14 protein-coding genes are annotated in these 19,378 nt (G+C 65.6%); 8 read left to right on the top strand and 6 right to left on the bottom strand.

The genetic code is table 11. From position 1 onward, the window contains the following. Positions 1-11 precede the first annotated feature (11 nt). Positions 12-1,403, top strand: a complete 1,392-nt coding sequence (locus ACQPZ2_RS20355) for a condensation domain-containing protein (RefSeq protein ID WP_433526992.1) — start codon at positions 12-14, stop codon at positions 1,401-1,403. Here the strand turns inward: ACQPZ2_RS20355 and ACQPZ2_RS20350 are convergent. Beyond that, on the bottom strand, positions 1,396-2,079 hold the full coding sequence (locus ACQPZ2_RS20350; protein ID WP_433526991.1) for a hypothetical protein: 684 nt from the start codon (positions 2,077-2,079) through the stop codon (positions 1,396-1,398). The genes ACQPZ2_RS20355 and ACQPZ2_RS20350 overlap by 8 nt on opposite strands. Positions 2,080-2,221: 142 nt before the next feature. Continuing rightward, the gene (locus tag ACQPZ2_RS20345; protein WP_433526990.1) at positions 2,222-3,286 is read right to left on the bottom strand and encodes an alpha/beta hydrolase; all 1,065 of its coding nucleotides are present in this window, start codon (positions 3,284-3,286) and stop codon (positions 2,222-2,224) included. Positions 3,287-3,701: 415 nt separating this feature from the next. Between ACQPZ2_RS20345 and ACQPZ2_RS20340 the strand changes: the two genes are divergently transcribed. Continuing rightward, complete coding sequence (locus tag ACQPZ2_RS20340) at positions 3,702-4,820, top strand: TetR/AcrR family transcriptional regulator (protein ID WP_433526989.1); 1,119 nt, start codon at positions 3,702-3,704, stop codon at positions 4,818-4,820. Here ACQPZ2_RS20340 and ACQPZ2_RS20335 read toward each other — a convergent pair. Further along, positions 4,797-5,924 carry a TetR/AcrR family transcriptional regulator gene (locus tag ACQPZ2_RS20335; RefSeq protein WP_433526988.1) on the bottom strand — a complete coding sequence of 376 codons (1,128 nt, stop codon included), beginning with the start codon at positions 5,922-5,924 and terminating at the stop codon, positions 4,797-4,799. The genes ACQPZ2_RS20340 and ACQPZ2_RS20335 overlap by 24 nt on opposite strands. 74 nt (positions 5,925-5,998) lie before the next feature. Between ACQPZ2_RS20335 and ACQPZ2_RS20330 the strand changes: the two genes are divergently transcribed. From ACQPZ2_RS20330 to ACQPZ2_RS20315, 4 genes are all read left to right on the top strand, one after another. Beyond that, on the top strand, positions 5,999-7,051 hold the full coding sequence (locus ACQPZ2_RS20330; RefSeq protein WP_433526987.1) for a polyprenyl synthetase family protein: 1,053 nt from the start codon (positions 5,999-6,001) through the stop codon (positions 7,049-7,051). Beyond that, positions 7,048-8,427 carry a cytochrome P450 gene (locus ACQPZ2_RS20325; protein ID WP_433526986.1) on the top strand — a complete coding sequence of 460 codons (1,380 nt, stop codon included), beginning with the start codon at positions 7,048-7,050 and terminating at the stop codon, positions 8,425-8,427. Before ACQPZ2_RS20330 ends, ACQPZ2_RS20325 begins: the two co-directional genes overlap by 4 nt. A 2-nt stretch (positions 8,428-8,429) precedes the next feature. Further along, a complete protein-coding gene (locus ACQPZ2_RS20320; protein WP_433526985.1) occupies positions 8,430-9,338 on the top strand; it encodes a UbiA family prenyltransferase in 909 nt (302 codons plus the stop codon). A 457-nt stretch (positions 9,339-9,795) separates the two neighbouring features. Continuing rightward, on the top strand, positions 9,796-11,889 hold the full coding sequence (locus ACQPZ2_RS20315) for an AMP-binding protein (protein WP_433527476.1): 2,094 nt from the start codon (positions 9,796-9,798) through the stop codon (positions 11,887-11,889). 2 nt (positions 11,890-11,891) lie between these two features. Here the strand turns inward: ACQPZ2_RS20315 and ACQPZ2_RS20310 are convergent, their stop codons facing one another. Continuing rightward, positions 11,892-13,313, bottom strand: a complete 1,422-nt coding sequence (locus tag ACQPZ2_RS20310; RefSeq protein ID WP_433526984.1) for an MFS transporter — start codon at positions 13,311-13,313, stop codon at positions 11,892-11,894. A gap of 155 nt (positions 13,314-13,468) precedes the next feature. Continuing rightward, entirely contained in the window at positions 13,469-15,361 is a 1,893-nt protein-coding gene (locus tag ACQPZ2_RS20305) for a hypothetical protein (RefSeq protein ID WP_433526983.1), read from the bottom strand. Positions 15,362-16,250: 889 nt separating this feature from the next. On the opposite strand from ACQPZ2_RS20305, the gene ACQPZ2_RS20300 reads away from it, so the two are divergent. Next, positions 16,251-16,610 carry a hypothetical protein gene (locus tag ACQPZ2_RS20300; protein ID WP_433526982.1) on the top strand — a complete coding sequence of 120 codons (360 nt, stop codon included), beginning with the start codon at positions 16,251-16,253 and terminating at the stop codon, positions 16,608-16,610. A 143-nt stretch (positions 16,611-16,753) separates the two neighbouring features. Here ACQPZ2_RS20300 and ACQPZ2_RS20295 read toward each other — a convergent pair whose 3' ends face one another. Continuing rightward, positions 16,754-17,890: an esterase/lipase family protein gene (locus ACQPZ2_RS20295; protein ID WP_433526981.1), complete on the bottom strand. Its 1,137-nt coding sequence runs from the start codon at positions 17,888-17,890 to the stop codon at positions 16,754-16,756. Positions 17,891-18,141: 251 nt separating this feature from the next. Here ACQPZ2_RS20295 and ACQPZ2_RS20290 point away from each other — a divergent pair, with 251 nt between their 5' ends. Continuing rightward, on the top strand, positions 18,142-19,377 hold the full coding sequence (locus tag ACQPZ2_RS20290) for a PucR family transcriptional regulator (protein WP_433526980.1): 1,236 nt from the start codon (positions 18,142-18,144) through the stop codon (positions 19,375-19,377). The last annotated feature ends 1 nt before the right edge of the window (position 19,378 follow it).

Genomic DNA, 19,378 nt, shown 5'->3' with positions numbered 1-19,378 from the left:
GAGGTATCGCTGTGGTCGATTTCGGGCTCATCGATGAATGGAACCCGGCCCCTGGTCGGCTGGTCACCTGGGTTGCCGCACCGGAATCGCTGGGGCGGGCCGCGCAGGCGCCCGTCCATCCGGCGCCGCCGTCGCATCAGCAGGAGCAGTATCTGCGCCTGGCCGATCGGCACGCCGCCGCCGACTTCCGTTACTCCGGATTGTGTCTGGTCACGGCCGAGATACCGATGGGTGATCTCGACCGGGATGCGATGACGCGCGTCATCAACGCTTTCCTTCTGCGCCACGACACCTTTCGGACGTGGTTCGCCATCGATCCCGATGGAACGGTGCGGCGGCACCTCGTCGCCCCGGATGTAGTCGACTTCGTGCCGATAGACTACGGCCGCCTCGATGACGCCGAAGCCATCCGCGAACATGTGCAGAAGACGACACCCGGTCCGTTCCAATGGGATTGCTTCACCTTCGGCGTCATCGAGCACGGTGAGTCGACCACGGTCTACTTGGCCGTCGACCATCTGCACACCGACGGGCTCGGACAATACCTGTCCTGTTTCGACCTGGCCCACCTCTACGCCCAGCAGGTCTGGTCGGCTGTCGAGGACTTGCCTCCGGCAGCAAGCTATCTCGACTACTGCGTCATGGAACGCCGGTACACCGCCGCGATGACCCTCGCTTCGCACGGCGTTCGAAAATGGCTCGAGCTGATCCGCGGCAATGACGGCGAATTGCCATCCTTCCCATTGGGTCTCGGTAAGCGAACCGATGGCTACAACCGCAGTGCCCACCGCAGTATCACTGTGATGGACGAGGACGACGCACGGCGGTTCGAAAAGATCTGCCGTGCCAACGATGCCGAATTCGTCGGTGGCGTCTTCGCCGCGGCGGCACTGGCCGAACGCGAACTCGTCGACAGCGATTACTACTTCGGCATGACACCGATCAGCACCCGCACGTCCCCGGCGGAACGCGCCTCGGTCGGCTGGTATGTATCCCTCGTTCCGGTGGCCTTCCCGATCGGCACCACCAGCTTCGCCCGCGCCGTGACCATTGCGCAGCGGGCCTATGAGAACGGTATTCGGCTGGCACCCATGTCGATTCACCGTGTGCTGGAGCTACTCCCGGCCGATACCGATATCAAAGCACGGCCAGGCTGGTCGACTCCGATGATCTCGTATGTGGACGCGCGCGAATTCGTCGGGCACGAATTCTTCGGCGAGGTACACGGGGGCGTGTACGCCAATCGCGCTGCGTCCGAAGAGGTTCTGGTGTGGATCAACCGGCTGCCGACAGGCACGTCGTTGAGCGTCATCTATCCCGATACCCCGGTGGCGCACGAATCGGTGGATCGCTATGTGTCCGCGATGCAGGCGGTATTCGCGTCGGTCGTCGGTACTACGTGACCAACTCCATCAGTCCGCGTGGATCGGATGGCATCGCCTCGATCGGGAAGCTGAACCGCACCAGCCGGTGCGGCGGGGCCGCGTCGAAGTGTGCGATGCATGACGGTATGAGACCTCCGATCACCTTGTCCAAGAAGCTGTTCACGTGTGCGAAGCCGGGCCGCAGGTGAACGGGCCAACTGCTCAGGCGTCCGGCGGGCACATCGACGATCGTCTGCTTCGCCACCCGCGCCGCCAGCGGCCAATGCACCGAGAAAGCCAGCCACAGATCCAGGGATTCCACCGCGCCCTCGGTGAAATCCAGCCCGCGTAGCAGCGTCAGACCACCGATGAGCGGCATGATATTCGACGGGAACGGCGCTGTGCCGCTGCCGAATTGCAGGTGCGTGGTGTCGACGAAATGCGCCTCCTCGCGCGAGACCACCGTATTGCCGGAGCGCGTTTCGGCGCGATAGTCTTCCGCGCGCAGCCAGCCGTCGACTCGTCGGAAGCGCTGTTCGATCCGGATCGTCGGATCCCCGTCACCCGGCCGCATTTCGACCATCGAGCGATAGCCGCCGCCCTCGTGCGCCACCACACTGGTCATCTCGAATCGGTGCGGCTGATCCGCGATACCGACGGTGTACACGGATTTCTCGCCATCGGAAATCCCGGGATCACGGAACGCGGTGCGCACAAGTCCTCCTGTCGGCGACGCTGTACAGGGTATTCAAATCGCTTGCGGCAGTTGCCGATGAGTGAAATCGATATCCCTGCGACTATTCACAAAATATCCTGACCGCAGACAGTGGTCCGGACAACTCCCGCCACCGCTCTATTCATTGCCACAGCGCCGCACCGAGCACCGGCCACGAATTGTGCAGGTCCTCCTGCCAATACTCCCAGGAATGCGTGCCGGTGGGCCGGAAATCGACGGTGGCCGGAATATCCAACTCCCGGAGCCGGTCGCGCAGTTGTTCGGTGCAGACCGCGGTAATGGCATCCAACGCACCACCGATGAGCAGTTGGTCCAGGAGTTTCACCGGATTCGCGTCGATACCCGGTCCGTCCAGGGTGTCGAGCGGTCCCGGCTGCCCGGTGCCGGTGGATACGTAGATGGTCGTACCACGCAACTGATCGGCATGTAGATAGGGATCGTTGGCGGCCCATGCCGGATCGGTGGGCGGTCCCCACATATTGAGCGGATTGCCGCGACGAGCGGTCACAATGGCATTCACCATCGCCTGTCCCGGCAGGTCACTGGTGCGCACGCAACCGCTGTAGGAACCGATGGCACGGTAGAGCCCGGGTGCCGCGATGGCGAGTCGGAATACCGCCGAACTCGCCATCGAAAGTCCCGCAATCGCATTCGCACCGGTACCGCGAAATGCCGAGTCGACGATCGACGGCAGTTCCCCGGTGAGAAAGGTGCTCCAGCGCTGTCTGCCGATCACCGGATCGTCCACCTGCCAATCGGCGAAGAAGGTGCCACCGCCGCCGACCGGCATCACCACGGTGACCTGCTTATCGGCGAAGAATCGCTCGACATCGGTCTTGGTGAGCCAATTGCTGCCGTCACTCCAGACCCCGGTATCGGTGCCGCCGTCGACGCCATTGAGCAGATACAAGACGGGTGCCGGTTTCGAATTGTCCACCGCAGGAAGGACTTCGATGGGAACGGTCCGCCCCATCGCCTCGGAATACACGGTCAGATCGAGTACTCGCCCCGGACCTTGCGCCGCGGCGAGCATTCGTGACCCATCGGGTGCCTGCCGCACGGCCGCCGAGCCACGCACCGGAATCGGCGCATCCGAGTCCCCTGCGGAATCCGCGAGCGATATACCGCCCGAACATGCGAGGACGGCGGCCGCACACAGCGCGGCCGAACGCAGGCCACAGCACACCTCGCACCTCCGATCAGCAAGCGGCGCTGTTCGGCCCGAACGTAAGCCGGGATCGCGTTGCCGCGGATCCGCTCGGCCAGAATTTGGGTGATCTCGTCAGTCGCCGCCGAACCATCTGGTATCCACCACAAATGTGGCGCGAACCGGAATCCCCCTTGGCGGGCACCCTGTGCCCGGGTGCCGTCTGACCATCCCCTCCGCGGTCAGACGGCGGCAACTGACGCGCGAGGACATCGACAGTCGAGATGTTGTTACCATTTGGATGATAGACGCATCCGAATGTGCATGACAACGCCGAACAGGGCACGATCGCCGCGCCACCAGCTACATCTCGGCCATTCGTAGCGCCGCGCGCGAGTATCGAACCGGTACGCTGCGCGGTGCCGCAGGAAGCAAGGGAACAGCGAAGGGACCGATGGTTCGTCTGACGAGGGCACAGCAGCAGGACGCCACCCGCAGAAAGGTGTTGGCCGCGGCCAAGTCCGAGTTCGCGCAGCGCGGATTCCGCGGCGCGACGGTCGACGGCATCGCCGAGCGCGCCGATATGACGCGGGGAGCGGTCTATTCCAATTTTCCGGGCAAGCGGGCGCTATATCTCGCGGTGCTCGCACACGAAGCCGAACAGGCTCCCGCGCCCGCGGGCGGCGCGAAGTCCGACACACCGGCCGCCGCGCTCGGCGCGTTCGCCAGCACCTGGCTCGAACAACTGCCGCAGTCGAGCCAGTATGAATACGGCGAGGACGAGCAGTTCACCTCCCCCGCGCTCAGCGTCGATTTCGTACCCGAAGTCCTGATGAGCGAACAGATCCGGCGGCCGTTCGCACAGCTGCTCGCGCTCGACGCGCTGCTGCTCGCCGTATCGCTGCGGGCAATCAGCCAGCCGACGTCCGCGCCGCTGGAAAGTTTTGTCGCCAGTGCCGAATCCGTGCTGACGATCCTGTACGGGACGACCCAGCTGTCCTACGTCGCGCCCGAATTCACCGATCCGGCACGGGCCATCGCGCTGTGCGAACAGGTGGCACTACTCGGCGGGGTGAAGACGCCGAGCCCGCCGTCCCCGACCGACGCGCGCGTCACTCGGGTCGACGAGCCTTGGGAACCGCCGAGCTGCATCGATCGCATCCGCGCCGACTCGGCCCGGCTCGACTGCGACGGCCTGATCGCCGTCGTCGGCATGCACCGGATCGCCACCATCGAAGCGGCGCTCTCGATCTGGCCCGAGCACACCGACATCACGCTGGCGCTGGTGAGCGATCGTCCCGCGGAACTCGCACCACTCGCGCGGCTGGCGATCGCGGATATCTGCCGGTCACTGCGCCATGCGTTTCCGGCGGCGGCGCTACCCCGGCTACAGGTGATCGTCGATGATGCCGGAACACTCGCGGCCGCATGCGGATTCGACCGGGTCGACGACAGTTCCGAGTTCGCGGTCCTCGTCGAGAACGGCCGCATCACGACGCGGGCCGAGGGACGGGGCGCAGGCATGGCTGCCGCGACCGAATACTCGAGTTCATCGGCTCCGGACCGAGCGTGAGTCTTCGAGGGTGCCGAGCGTTTTCGCCAGCGCCTGACAGGCACCCGCGCCCGTCGCCCGCGCCACCACCCGTTCGCCGTCGACGAAGACCGCACTCTCGGTGTCGTCATCGACGGTGACGACACCGCACGCCCGGGCGAGTTCGCCGGATTCGTCGAGCACCACCTGCATGCCGGGAACCGCGGGGCACGGAAACGCGGCACGCAGCGACCGGCTGATATCGCTGACCGCGAGGCGAGCCAGCTGTGCCACCTCCGTGCCGTCGGCCGTGGCCATCGCGATCGTGGTGCGACCTCCGCTGGGCTGGTCACGCAGGATATCCGCGACGGCGCCGAGCTTGTTCATCCCGAGTACGGCAACCACGTTCGCACCCGCGAGATCCGCGGCCACCGTGTGGACCAGGTCGCGGCACGGTGGTGGCGTCCAAGGCTCGTCGACGCCCGTCACCGCGACGGTGTCCGCCGTCGCCCGCGTGGTGTCGTCGATCCGGTGCTGCACCATCTGCTCGCATGCGGCGATCACTTTCAGCCGGTCCACGAATTCCGGTGCGACGAAAGACAATTGGGTCGCACCATAGAGCAAGGTGATCACCGATTCGGCGATACCGAGCCACCGGCCGGGCAGTACGGACCCACCACTGCTGTCCAGGCCCGCCAGCGCGAGGCCGAGGAGGATGGCATCCAGTTTGATCAGCTGCACGAACGAGCCGCGCAGACATTCATCGGCGACGAGTTCGGGAATGAGGTCGTGCGCCAGCATCGGTGAGTGAAGTTGCGAGACCCCGGCCACCGGATAGTTTGCCGAACCGGGGAGCCGGTCGACCCAGGTCCGGGCGAACCGGCCGATGGCCGCCACCGGGGTCCGCGCCGGGCGACCATCCAGCAGATCCGGCGCCCCCTCGGCCTCCGCAGCCAGCACCGCCAGGTACAACGACCGCTTACCAGCGAAGTTGGAGTACACCGCGCCGCGTGTGAGCTCCGCGCGCTCAGCGATGTCATCCACCGTCGCGCCGCGAAAACCGCGTTCGGCGAATTCCGCCTTGGCCGCCGCTAGGACCCGGTCGCGATTGCGTTGCTGCAATGCGGCTCTGCTCTGACGACTCATCGGTTCTCCACCAACCGTTCTGTTCGTTTACAGATGCGCATACCATCCAAATGTTGATACCATCTCAATGCTACGTGCGACTGAGTACGAGCGAGGCGGGCATCGAAGGACGGGTAGTGGGCATCACCAGGTACGAATCCGGGTCGCGAACCGCGGCCACGGTGCTCGACGAGGCCAAGCGTCTGGTCGAGCCCGCATACCGCTCCTCCCTGGACCGCATTGCCCCACCGATCAGAATGATCGTCGGCTACCACGCCGGTTGGCTGGACGCCACGGGGCGGCCGAGCAAACAGGTCGGCAAATCGATCCGTCCGGCGCTGGTGCTCGCATCCGCCAAAGCCGTAGCGTCCGCGGAGCCACCGCAGGGTGTTACCGAGGCCGTCGCGGTCGAGCTCGTGCACGATTTCTCGCTGCTGCACGACGACCTGACCGACGGCGACGAGCAGCGACGCAACCGCCGATCGGCTTGGTCGGTCTATGGCGAACGCGGCGCACAGCTCGCGGGAGATGCGCTACTGGCCATGGCGATCAACGAGATGGTCGGCCGCCCCGGCATCACGCTGCTGTCGAAAGCCCTCGACGCGTTGTGCAACGAAAAATCCGCGGATATCGAGTCCGAACACCGCGAAACCGTCGACGAATCCCTCGCCGTGATCGAGTCGAAAACCGCGGCGCTGTTGTCCTGCGCCTGCGAGATGGGTGCGATCGCCGGTGGCGCCGACCAGGAACAAGCCAGAGCGCTGGCCGAATTCGGACATCATCTCGGCATCGCATTCCAATTGATCGATGACATGCTCGGCATCTGGGGCAATCCGAGCGTGACCGGTAAGCCGCTCTACCCCGACCTCGCCAACCGCAAGAAATCCCCGCCGATCGCGCGCGCACTGGATTCGACCGGGCCCACCGCGGATGCGCTGCGCGAGTTGTATCGAGATGTCGGCCGAGATACCGAAACGCTGCACCGCATCGCCTGCCTGATCGAACTCACCGGAGCTCGCGAGTGGGCCGAACGCGAGGCCCAGCGGGAGCTCGATGCCGCGTTGGACTGCCTCACCAGCGTGTCCGCCGACGATGCCACCGAGGATCTTCGACTACTCGCCGCGATGATGACCAGCAGGTCCGCATGAAAAACCCGATCGAGTCGATCCCGCTAGCTCCGAATACAGTACCGATTCTCGGCCACGGCATTCGTTTTCTCACCGACCCGATCGGATTTCTATCCTCACTCCCCACGCACGGCCGCCTGAGCCGAGTCCAATTGGGCCCGCTGCCGGTCGTGGTGGTCTGCGATCCCGAGTTGGCCCGGGTGGTACTCCTCGACGACCGCACCTTCGATCGCGGTGGACCACTCTACGATCGCTCCCGCGAAGTCGCGGGCGACGGTATCGGAACCTGCCCGCACAGCAGGCACCGCCGACAGCGCCGCCTGAGCCAGCCCGCCTTCCAACCGGGACGTATGCCCGGATACTCCGAGGCCATGGTCGACTCGATCGAAGACGTGATCGGGTCCTGGCAGGAGGGGCAGCAAATCCAGCTCGGCGCGGAAATGTCGAAACTCACTGTCCGAGTGGCAGTTCGGACAATGTTCTCCTCGTCGTTTCCGGAGACCTCGGTGCAGCAGGTCGCCGACGATTTCACGACGATCGCCGGGAGCATATTCCGGCGGATGGTGCTGCCACCGGCCGTCAATCGACTGCCTACACCGGCCAACCGGCGCTACTACCAGGCTCGGAACCGGCTGCGGGCGGTGGCCGCCGAACTCATCGACCAGCGGCGCGCCGACAATCGCGACCACGGTGATCTGCTGTCCTCCCTCATGCGTGCCCGCGATCCCGACTCCACCGGCGCGCAGGTCGCGATGAGCGACGAGGAACTCATCGACCAGGTATTCACCTTTCTGTTCGCGGGTGCGGAAACCACCGCGAGCACCTTGACCTGGGCGCTGTATCTGCTCGGACGAAATCCGGAGCTACGAAGGCAGGTTCAGCACGAGGTCGATACCGTGCTGAGCGATAGCACCGCCCGCTACCAGGACCTGGCGAATCTGCCGGTCGTCAATCGGGTGGTGACCGAAACGCTGCGGTTGTATCCGGCCGGCTGGCTGCTCACCCGGGTGGTTTCGGCGGATACCATCCTCGACGGCGTTCCGCTTCCGGCGGGCACGACCGTCGCGGTCAGTCCGCACGTCATTCATCGGCGCGATGAAATCTATGATCGGGCAGGTGAATTCGTGCCGGATCGGTGGATCGGCGCGGAGCCGGACCGAACGCTGTTCATATCCTTCGGCGCCGGTGCGCGACGCTGCATAGGTGACCAGTTCGGACTGGTCGAGGCCAGCTTGGCATTGGCGACGATCGCGGCACGCTGGCGCGTCGATCCACTGTCGACTCGGCCCGTGCCCGTATCGCTCGCACATCTGCCCGCACCGACGAAACTCGGTATGCGGGTGTGGCGTCGAGATCCAGTGACCGTCGATGCATCCGCATCGGAGCCGGGTAGATAGTTATGGCCGCACCCCCCGAAGCGGCCGCGCGCCGCAGGGTCGGCGTGCTGACCAGCGGCCTACTGCGTGAGTTCCACATCTGCTGGTCGTTCAGCGCAGGCGACCTTACGGCGACCGTTGTACCCGCGACGACCTTCGCCGTCGCCGCATGGGCGAGCACCCGTGCGGGTGTCGTTGCACTACCGCTGGTGTTGGCCGAATGTCTGGTCTATTTCTGGCTTTACATCTACACGTTCAACCTTTCCAACCAGCTGACCGGCATCGAAGAGGATCGCCACAACAAGCCGCACCGGCCGCTCGTCGTCGGACTCGTCACCCCGCAGGGCGCCAAGTGGCGGCTGCTCTGGGTCACTGCCGCCTTCCTCGCGCTGGGTGCCGTGCTGCAGGTCCTGGAATGGACGGTGCTCTGGATCGTGGCGTGGGCCTTCCACAATCACTTCGGCGGTGCCCGCGCACTGTGGGGTAAGAATGCCGCCATGGTCGCGGGTACGATCGCCCAACTCGCGGCCGCCTGGCAAATCGTGACTCCCCTGACCCCGGCGGCCTGGACCTGGATCGCGGCGATCGCCATACCCCTGGGTGTGCTGGTATCCCTGCAAGATCTGCGCGATATCGACGGTGATGTGGCGGTCGGAAGACGCACCGCCGCAGTGGTTTTCGGCGAGTCGGCCTGCCGCCGGTTCTTGGCGGCGGCATTCGTGATCTATCCGGTTGCCATGCATTTCCTCGTCTATCGGGGCGCACCGCTCCCCGCGGCACTGCTCGGAGTGGCCGCGGCGCTGCTGGCCTTCGTCATCGCCTACCGCGTGCTCCGTCGGCGCGATCGCCGCGCCGACCACACCACCTACCTGCTCTATACCTACTGGTACTGCCTGACTCTGGCCAGCGCGGTCCTCGCTTTCGGAAGGTAATCCTCGGCAGGACGCGCCCACGCAGATCCGGGGAGGGATCGGATTACCCGAACCGGATGAGCGCGGCCTGCCCTCGAACACCGCCACGCCAGCGGCACCGACTGCGGCCTCGGTGTCGCGCCTGCGAGTATTCGAGACACGGTGTCGGCGACGGTGCCCGGTGATCACCATGTATTCCCAGCTTAGGTTTGCCTGACCATTTGGGCAATCCTATTGGAGCACAACATTATTGGCCTGCGTGTGCATTGTGATCGATCCCAGGGCGGGTGCGCGAGGCCCGGCGGGGTGGATTCCGGCGATTATTGGGGTCATTCACATGGGTCCCGGTCGCCGGTTGGGCGCGAACCCAACTTCGCAGTGAATGGTGGGCAACACGGGTGGGGCCTCGCATACTTGCGTTCATAGGGGTTTCCCGCCGACCCGAGCTGTTCGAACCGGCCGACGAGAAGTGCATGAGTTGGTTACCGACATCATCGATGTGGGCGCGGAATTCGCGATCGCCCGGCGAGCGCTCTGGGATCTGCTGCTCGAACCACAGACCTATCCGCGCTTATTCGCCGGCATCGGCGCCTGCGAACGCGTGGAATCCCGTACCGACAACGGCATTCTGGAACTGCGGGTCGGCACCCCGGAATCCGGAATCCGCACGCACCAGGTGCGGTTCCGGGTGTGTCGCTGGTACGAGAGCTTCGAATTGGAGTGCCTGGGCACCGGCAGTTTCGCCTCAATCCGCCTGCGCGGTGACGACGAGCGCACCAAGATCGTCATCACCCTGTTCGCACCGGGCCGGATGCATCCGCTGCTGCCGGAGCAATCCAATGCCGCAGTGGTGGCGTGGGTCGACAGCGGATTGCGGCACGCGGTCGACGTGATTCGCGGCGCGCACACCTCGGTCGCGGTCAATGCCGAGAATTCACCGCTGCGGCGGCAGGTGGGTGTGGCCAGGCAGATCATGAGTACCGGTGTCGCGCGGCCCACCAACCCCGCGACCAGCATCAAACAGGTTCGCTCCCTGGCGAAGTGGGGTTTCAATCTGGCGGGCGGATACGCGGCGGGAGCCGCGCATTCGCCGGATCGGATCGCTGTCGTCGACGACTCCGGCACCCGCACCTTCGCTCAGATGCATGAACGCACGAACGCGCTGGCGGGGGCCATGGCCACCCTGGGGCTCGCGTCCGGAGACGCGGTGGGCTTGCTGTCGCGCAACCATGCGGGCATGATCGAAACCATGGTCGCCGCCGGGAAACTCGGCGTCGACGTCGCGCTGTTGAATGCGGGGCTGTCCGGGCGGCGCATCGAGGAAATCGTGCAGCGCCACCGGCTTTCGGCGCTGTTCGTCGACGGTGATCTGGAACAGCTGGTTCGCTACCTGCATACCGATCTGCCGCGGTTCAATACCGACGGTCGCCCGCCGGCACCGGGGCGATCCACCATCGACGACCTGATCGCCATGGGGCAGTCCGAATTTCGCATCCCGACACAGCCCGGCAGGCTGATCGTGCTGACCTCGGGAACCAGCGGCACACCGAAGGGCGCGCGCCGCCCCCATCCGAAGGGTTTCGGCACCATCGCAGCCCTGCTGTCGCGGATTCCGCTCGCAATGGATGCGGCGATGCTGATCCCGGCCCCGCTGTTCCACACCTGGGGTCTGGCCGGGCTGCAGCTCAGCACGGCACTGCGGGCAACTGTCGTATTGCCGGAGCGGTTCGACGCGCAGGACTGTCTGCGGCTGGTCGCCGAACACCAGGTCGAGAGCATGATCGTGGTGCCGACCATGGTGAATCGCATCCTCGATCTGCCCACCGCCGTGCGTGCTCGCTACGACACATCCAGTCTGCGCACCGTGATCAGCTGCGGCGCACCGCTGGCCGGGACGACCGTGCTGCGATTCATGGACACCTACGGCGAGATCCTCTACAACGTCTACGGTTCCACCGAGGTGTCCTGGGCCACCATCGCGACTCCGGATGATCTGCGCACCGCACCGACCACTGCGGGCCGACCGCCGCTCGGCACCAGGGTCGCGGTGCTCGGTCCGGATCAGCGTCCGGTTCCGATCGGCGTCACCGGGCATATCTTCGTCGGCAACCACATGCTGTTCGACGGCTACGTCAATTCGGCGCCACCCGCCGAGGCCGACGGCATGCTCGACACCGGCGACCTCGGCTATCTCGATGTCGCGGGTCGAATGTTCATTGCCGGACGCGACGACGAGATGATCATCTCGGGTGGTGAGAATGTGTTCCCGCGTCCGGTCGAGGAGGCCCTTGCGCATCTGCCACAGGTCAGTGAGGTCGCCGTGGTCGGCGTGCCGGATACCGAGTTCGGGCAGCGTCTGGCGGCTTTCGTGGTGAAACGCGAAGGCGCGGGGCTGGATTCGGATATGATCCGGTCCTACATTCGCAATCGGCTCAGCCGTTTCTCCGTTCCGCGCGATGTCACGTTCCTCAACGCACTCCCCCGGGGCGAAACCGGGAAGATTCTCAAGCGGCTGCTCATCGGATCCGAGCCCGGCGAACCGTCTCCACTGGGCACCACCGGCTCGGCCTGACCTTATGTGGGTTCCCGCGACGGTGCGGGCAACGCCAGGGTCGGCACCGCCATCGCGATGGCGATGACCGCGATGGCCGCCAGCATGACAATGCTGCCGTCCAGGGTGTGGGTGCGAAAGAACACGACGCTGAGCAGTGCGAGCCCGACCGCATTGCCGATCTGCTCGATGGTGGGCAGTTGCCCGGACGCTTCGGCCATCTGGCGCTGGTCCAAACCCGCCAGCATCAGCGGTTGCACTTGCACACCGAACAGGCCGACCCCGAATCCGGCGATGAAGACCGGGCCGAGCGCCAACGCGAGATTCACCTCGCCCGCGGTGAGCCGCAGATATGTCGCGCCGATCGCCACGCAGCAGCCATACATCGCAATTCCGAATGCGAGTGCCTTTACCCCCCAACGCTTTACCAGCAGCATAGAGGCGAGGGCGCCGGTACCCGCGCCGAGTGCGAATGGTGTCATCGCCACACCGGTGCGCAGTGCGGACCAATGCAATTCGTCCTGCAGGGTGATCGATACGGTGAAGACGAATGCGGTGAACAAGCCGAAGAAGCTCGCCACCAGCGCAGCACCGATGGCGAAGCCGCGATCGGCGAACAGATCCAAGCGCACCAGTGGACTGCCGCCGCGTCGAGCCAGCCTGCGCTCGTAGCCGAAGAACACCGCACCCAGCGCGAAGGCCGCGGCGACTACACCGAAAGGCCATGGCCGCCAACCATTCTGCTGAACGTCGGCGAGAGCGGCGAGTAAGGCGAACAGGCCCACGGTGGACAATGCCACCCCGCCCAGGTCGAGGCGATCGCGTTCCGGTGGCCTACCGAGGTGCAGGTATTTGAAGGCGAGCACGAAGGCGAGCACGCCGACGGGCAGATTCATCAGGAATATCGAATGCCAACCGAGTCCGCCGATATCGGCGGTGACCAGCGCACCGCCGAGGATCGGCCCGAGCATTCCGGCGAATCCGGCGGTCGCACCGTAGAGCGCGAAGACCTGTTGATGTCGATTCGGCGGGAAGCTCGCGATGAGGATGGCAATGGTCTGTGCCGCCATCCCGGCGCCCGCGACCCCCTGGGCGATTCTTGCGATTACCAATTCGGTTGCGCTCGAGGATATTCCGCACCACACCGAGGCCGCAGTGAATGCCGTGACCGAGATCAGGAATACGGTGCGGCGGCCGACGATGGCACCGATGCGCGCCGCGGTCAGCAGCGTGCACGCGAAGGCCAGCGAATACCCGGAGACCACCAGCACCTGCGCCGACTGTGAGGCCCGCAGGTCCGCGCTGAGATTCGGCAGTGCGGTATTGACGATGGTCACGTCGATCATCTGCATGAAAACCGCGATGAGGCACCCGCTGAAGGCGAGCCACGCTCCGAATTCACCGCCCGCCCGCTCGTCGGATCGTTGTGTTCCGATCTCCGTCACTGCTGATCCTCCCGAAGGCGGGCAATCGAACGCGATGACGGTAACGAACAATCCGGTGGCTACCGCAGGTCAGCGATAAAAGACTCCGCCAACACACAAGCCAGCAGTCATCCATCTTGTGAACCGGCCCAAGTCGAGGATCGGCCCTGGCCCGATCAGGCCGACAGGTCGGTCGACTCGGCTCGCGCCATCTTCACCAGCATGTCGTGCAACTCCTTCGCCAACTTCCCCGCACGATCCCCGTGCAGCGCGAAATCGGTGAACGCATCGAGCAGGGCGAGGCTCGGATCCAGCGGGTTGTAGGTGAGATCCGCACTGCCACGCAGTGATTCGGTAATCAGTCGGCGTTGCGCCTCGTGCCGGGCCCGAAAGTCCCCCGCGACATCGAGCGCACAACCGAACTCACGCACAACCGCCGCATACACCGGCCGATCGGCATTGCGCCGCCGCCGCAACCACCGGCGCGCCCGCGCACTCCCGGCCGCCGGGACCAAGGTCGCCAAGGCACCCCCATCGAGCACCATCCAGATCGCTGACGCATCCGATTGCGGCAATGGTGCAGACGCCCCACGCACAGGGGGCGCGCTATCGTCCGGATCGGTAATCCGTATGCCGCGCAAGGCAATCGGATACCGGGTGAGCATGTCGTCCACCGCTGCCGTGACCTCCCGGACAACATACTTGTCGACATTCGGCCCATCGAATCCGACGATGTCCAGACCATGCTGCGCCGCCAACTCGACAGCGGTCACGGGCGTCGCCGAATCGACGGAATTCGCACGGGAGCCCGGCATCTCGATGTCAGGATATGTCGGAAGTCGTGCTGTCTCGGATTCCTGAAAATGGATCGGCAGCGGTACAGCCTCCGACCGCGGTTCCGCCGCGAGCGGCCACACCACCTCGGGCTCTCGCACATAGACCGGCAGCGGCGCCGACTCGGGTTGTCGCACGTAGACCGGCAGCGATGCCGCGTCGGGCTCCTGTACGTCCGCCGGTACCGACACTGCCTCCGGCCCCCGGACATCGGCCGGTAGCGGCCCTGCCGTTGGCTCGGTAGCAACTGCTGACGACGGCACCACCTCGGGCGCTCCAGAATCCACCAGCGGACGTGCCATCTCGGGTTCTGACATGTGGGCCGGTAACGGCAGTGCCTCAGGCTCCGCTGGCAACGACACCGCCCCGGGCGCCTCGATTTCCACCGGCGTACGTCCCGGCTCGGGGACCGAAACGTCAACTGGCAGCGGCACTTCGTCCGGCCCAATGACGTCCATCTGCAACGATAGAGCCTCGGGTTCGCGAACATCCGCTGGTAGTGCGTCCGCACCGGGCTCCGCGACATCCTCCGGTAGCGCCACGGCCTCGGGCGCCGCAACATCCGCCGACAGCGGCACAGCCCCGCCGCGCGCCTCAGTATCCGCCGACGGTCGTCCCAATTCTGGTTCCCGAGCGCAGACCGCCAGTGGCAGTTCCTCGACCTTGCCCGGTAGCTCTGGAATCCCAGCCTCCCGAACGTCCGCCGGGAGCGGCATCGCTGCGCGCCCGGCAGCATTCGGCGGCAAGGGCAGGCCCTCGGGCATCCCCACTGCCATCGGCACGAGTTCCGCGATATCCACCGACAACGGCGGAGAATTCGGCGGCCGAACACCCGTCGTCGGCGAAACTGCCGTCGGCGCTTGAACATCCGTCGACGGTTGAATCGCCTCAGGGCGCGCGATCTCGCCGAGCGGGCCACTCGGTACCGACACAGCTTCTGGTTCCCGAGCATCTCCCGGTGACGCAGCGACCGCGTCCGCCAGGAACGGCACAGCCGCAGGTGCCTCGATATCGTTCACGGGCGCGGGTACCGACTCGCGTTCCGAACCTTCCACCGGTAGCGACAGGGTTTCGGGGTCGCGAACCTCCGCCGGTAGTGCGTCCGCCGCAGGTGCCGCAACATCGGCCGGTAGCGGCGCTGCCTCCAACTCGCGATCATCGGCCGGTAGCGCCTCAACCACTGGCTCTTCGGCATCAGTCGGCGACGGCACCCGATCCGGCGCTCCGACATCCACCGGCGGGCGTACCGTCTCAGGTTCCGAAACATCAGTCGGCCGCGGACCTGCCTCCGGCTCCCGAACGTCCGCCGGTAGCGCCTCAACCACTGGCACTGCGGCATCAGTCGGCGACGGCACCCGATCCGGCGCTCCGACATCCACCGGCGGGCGTACCGTCTCAGGCTCCGAAACATCAGTCGGCCGCGGACCTGCCTCCGGCTCCCGAACGTCCGCCGGTAGCGCCGCGGCCGCGGGCTCGGCAGCGTTCGGCATCAGCGACGTACCGTCCGGCTCGCCGACATCCACAAGCTGCGGGCGTGCCGTCTCGAGTTCTCGAACATCGTCTGGCAGAGGTGGAGTTGGGCGGGCCTCGACATCCACCGCGACGGGCTCCGCAACATTCGCCGCCGGCAGACGAACTGGCGGCCGGATATTCACCGGTGGCGAAACCGCCCTCGGCGCTTGAACATCCGGCGACGGACGAATCGCCTCCGGGTTCGCGGTCTCGCGCAGTGAACCAGTCGGTGCCGATGCGGCGAGTTCGGGGCCCGTGTGGACCGTGGTGGGTTGTCGGGGCAGGGTTCGCGGGGTTATCGGTGGGGCTGGGGCTGCGACCGGGATCGGTTCCGGTGCATGGGATGTGGCGGGCTCGGTGGGTGTGTTCGGTCTCGCCGGGCGCGGACGGACCGTGCGTTGTGACCACGGGGTGTCCACTCTGCGACGGGACCACGGAGTTGGTGCGGGCTCGCGTACGAGTGGACGGTGCCGACTTGCGGTGGGTTGGTCTGTCGCCGATCGACCTGACACAGTTTCCGGCCGCATTGCCGCAGACGCGACATCCGACTGCACCGCAACAGGAGAAACGTCCGACTGCACCGCAACAGACGCAACATTCGACTGTGCTGTCGTGAAGGCTACGTCCGACCGCGCATCTCCGGATGCATCGACCGCACGCGCCTTCGCAGATGCCGCGCCCGACTGCACTCCCACGGGTGCGCCGTCCGACAGCACCGCAGCATATGCCGCGCCCGACTGCACCTCCCCGGATGCCGCATCCGAACGCACCTCTTCGGACACCGCAACCGACTCCACCTCCGCGAATTCGATCGCAGCCTTCAGCTCGACGACAGTTCGGTTGGCTTCGGCGATGAGCCGTTCCAACCTCGTCACCATCGCCCGCAGTTCGCCCGGATCGAACCGCGACCGCTGCATCACCGAGGTCTCCTGCCGTGTCGTTACCGCGGTCAGGTGCAACCGGGTGTGCTGACCGGTAACCACGGCCCGATTCGCATGGCCCCGAGTACGGACAGTGGCACGGTCAATTTTCACTCAGGTCGTCAAACCTCCCGAGATTGGGAAGTCCACACCTTGCCCGGCTCGGCCGCTTCGGGCAGGGTTCATCGGTCGAACTCAGAGGCCGCCGCCACCTCCGATCAACCATGGGTTGAAGCTGCAGTCCAGATTCGAATGGTGCGCGGGATCCAGGGCCTCGAGCGCGATGGAGGCCGAACGCGGTGAATACATCATGGTCAGGTGGTCGGACAGATCCTGTTCGCAGCCGTCCTGCAGCGTGATGTTGTCGACCGTGGCATCCGGCCCGGCCTGCAGGAAGGTCCAGTTGTAGGGGTTGGTGACCTCGTCGTACCGCGACCCGACGACCGTGTAATCGACACCCGGCACGGTATCGCCGTTCGCGTTGAGCCGCGCATAGAACGAAGACCCCACCGCCTGTTCGATATTCGACAGCCCGACGATCGGCTCGTAGAAACCGAGGATATTCACGCCGAGGTTATTGATGGCCCGCCCGAGCAACGCGATGCCCATCAAGGACGTGCCGTGGTGGGTGGCACCGAAAGTGACCAGCTTGCCGACCTTATCGGCGCCCCCGTCGAATTTCAGATACTGATTCGCCACCGTCCCACCCTGCGAGTGGCCGACGATATCTACCTTCTCCGCCCCCGTGGCCGCGCGCACCCGCTCCACGAAATCCGCCAGCTGGCGCGAGGATTCGGCCATCGGCCCGACCCCGTAGCGACCGGGCAGCATCGCACCGATCCCACCGCCCTCCATCAGCCCGGATCGCCCGAAATTGAAGGCGAATACGCAGAATCCCGCCCGCGCCAACTGCGGCGAGAGATAGGCAAACGTGTCGAAGGCATTGAGCCAGGTGCCGTGTAACAGCACCACCGGGTTCGGATGTTCGGCACTCGGCTTGCAGTCCCACCGGTTCGCACCCGCCGGCGCGGCATCCGGGTGCGCGAGACCGTACGCGAAAGCCGCGAGGGCCGCGGTCATTTCGGGCCCTTCACCGACGGTATTGGATGCGATGCTCTTCGCCCAGCCCGATCCACTTCCGGTATCCACGATCGCCTGTGGTTGCCGCCCGTCCGGAGCCGGGGCAAGCCCCGCGTTGATCTGTTCGACGAGGAATTGCTGATCGGATTCGGCGGGCTCCGCGCCCGCCGCACCGATTCCGAGCCCATGCGCCACAGACAGTCCAGCGATGAGGGCGGCACCCGCGAAGGCGCGGCAGCCCCGTTGCTTCATTGCAAACATTTCGTACTTCCCATTCCGATCGGTTCCGCCCCACGCCGGTCGCTATGCCACACGTCACAGATCGCACGAAATGTGATGGCCGCCATTGTGATTACGCGGTATTCGAAATCTAGAACGGTCATTAGCTGACGTCACTACACGCCATGACGAATAACTCCGCACCGGTTTGTCGTCGACGACAAAGTTCTGGTTGATAAAACCGAAACGTTGAACCGCCCACTGTCGTCGGCAACAATCGGCGCATGGCAATCGCTACGACCTCGGCCATCCGAGACGCTCCATTGGTGACCCGGCTACTGACCCGGTGGCCGCAGATCTCCGAGCGCATGCTCGCCGAGGGCCTCGGCGCGACCCCGCCCGCGACCGATCTGCCCGAGGGCCATTTCACCGCCGAGGTGCTGCCCGCCATCTACGCCTGCGGCCGCGCCGTACTGCACGCCATCGGCGAAGACCGCGAATTCACCGGCGCCGAGGTCGCGACCTTCGTGGCACCGGTCGCCGAGCGGCATGCCGAAGACCGCTTCCCGCTGTCGATCCTGATCGAGGCAATCCACGGTTCGGCGCAATCGGTGCTCGCCGAAGCCGCCGCACTCGCGACGCCCGAAGAAATGGCCGATCTGGTCCAGGTCGGCTCCCGTCTGCTCGATCTGCTCAAGCACATCAATATCATCGTCGTCGAGACCTACACGGCGGTCGAACAATCCATCTACAACGCCGAGCGGGAAGCCCGCCGCGAACTGTGTTCGGCACTGCTGCGCGGCCAACCCGCCGATGAACAGGCCGCCCGCGCCGACACCCCGCTCAGCGATCGCTACACGGTGCTCGGCATCCATATCGATTCCGACGACCAACCCACCTCCGTCGCCGATCTGCTGGCCCGGCGACGGATACGGATCCTGCACCGCACCCTCGACACGATAAGCAATGGCACCGCGCTGGTGACCTTCGACGGATCCACCGGAATCGCCCTGCTCCCAAGGTATTCCGACGACCCCGAGTCGACCCGTTACGCCGGGCTGGCGGCCGAACTGGCCGAACAATTCGGCGCGTCGGCGCATCTGGCCGAATGCCCGGCGGTCCCGCGCGCCGAACTGCCCGAAGCCGCGGCGGAGGTCGCCGAACTCGCAACGCTCGCACGCCTGCTCGGCCGCCCGACCGGAACATACCGACTCGACGACCTGCTGCTCGAATACCAGCTCACCCGACCGGGCCACGCCCGCGACCGGCTGGCCGAACGGATCACCCCACTGCTGAGCAACCCGCATCTCCTCGAGGCGTTGGAGGCACACCTGCGCCACGGCTCCGACCGTAAAGCCGCGGCGGCACGACTTCATGTGCACCCCAACACCTTCAGCTATCGACTGCGCCGCATCGCCGAACTCACCGGTGTCGATCCCGCCGATCCGAACAACTCACGCCTGCTCGCCGCATCACTCACGATCCAGCGCACACACCAGCCGTCCGAACCGCGACGGTAGG

It is taken from the genome of Nocardia pseudovaccinii (assembly GCF_050942345.1).
Lineage (GTDB): Bacteria > Actinomycetota > Actinomycetes > Mycobacteriales > Mycobacteriaceae > Nocardia > Nocardia pseudovaccinii.
Note: the sequence above shows the minus strand (reverse complement) of the source record. Positions and strands in the feature narration are given on the sequence as shown.

Bases quoted from the DNA above. Each gene is read 5' to 3' on its own strand.
- ACQPZ2_RS20340 (WP_433526989.1), top strand. From the start codon at position 3,702: ATGGTTCGTCTGACGAGGGCACAGCAGCAGGACGCCACCCGCAGAAAG.
- ACQPZ2_RS20325 (WP_433526986.1), top strand. From the start codon at position 7,048: ATGAAAAACCCGATCGAGTCGATCCCGCTAGCTCCGAATACAGTACCG.
- ACQPZ2_RS20335 (WP_433526988.1), bottom strand. From the start codon at position 5,924: ATGAGTCGTCAGAGCAGAGCCGCATTGCAGCAACGCAATCGCGACCGG.
- ACQPZ2_RS20290 (WP_433526980.1), top strand. From the start codon at position 18,142: ATGGCAATCGCTACGACCTCGGCCATCCGAGACGCTCCATTGGTGACC.
- ACQPZ2_RS20320 (WP_433526985.1), top strand. From the start codon at position 8,430: ATGGCCGCACCCCCCGAAGCGGCCGCGCGCCGCAGGGTCGGCGTGCTG.
- ACQPZ2_RS20295 (WP_433526981.1), bottom strand. From the start codon at position 17,890: ATGAAGCAACGGGGCTGCCGCGCCTTCGCGGGTGCCGCCCTCATCGCT.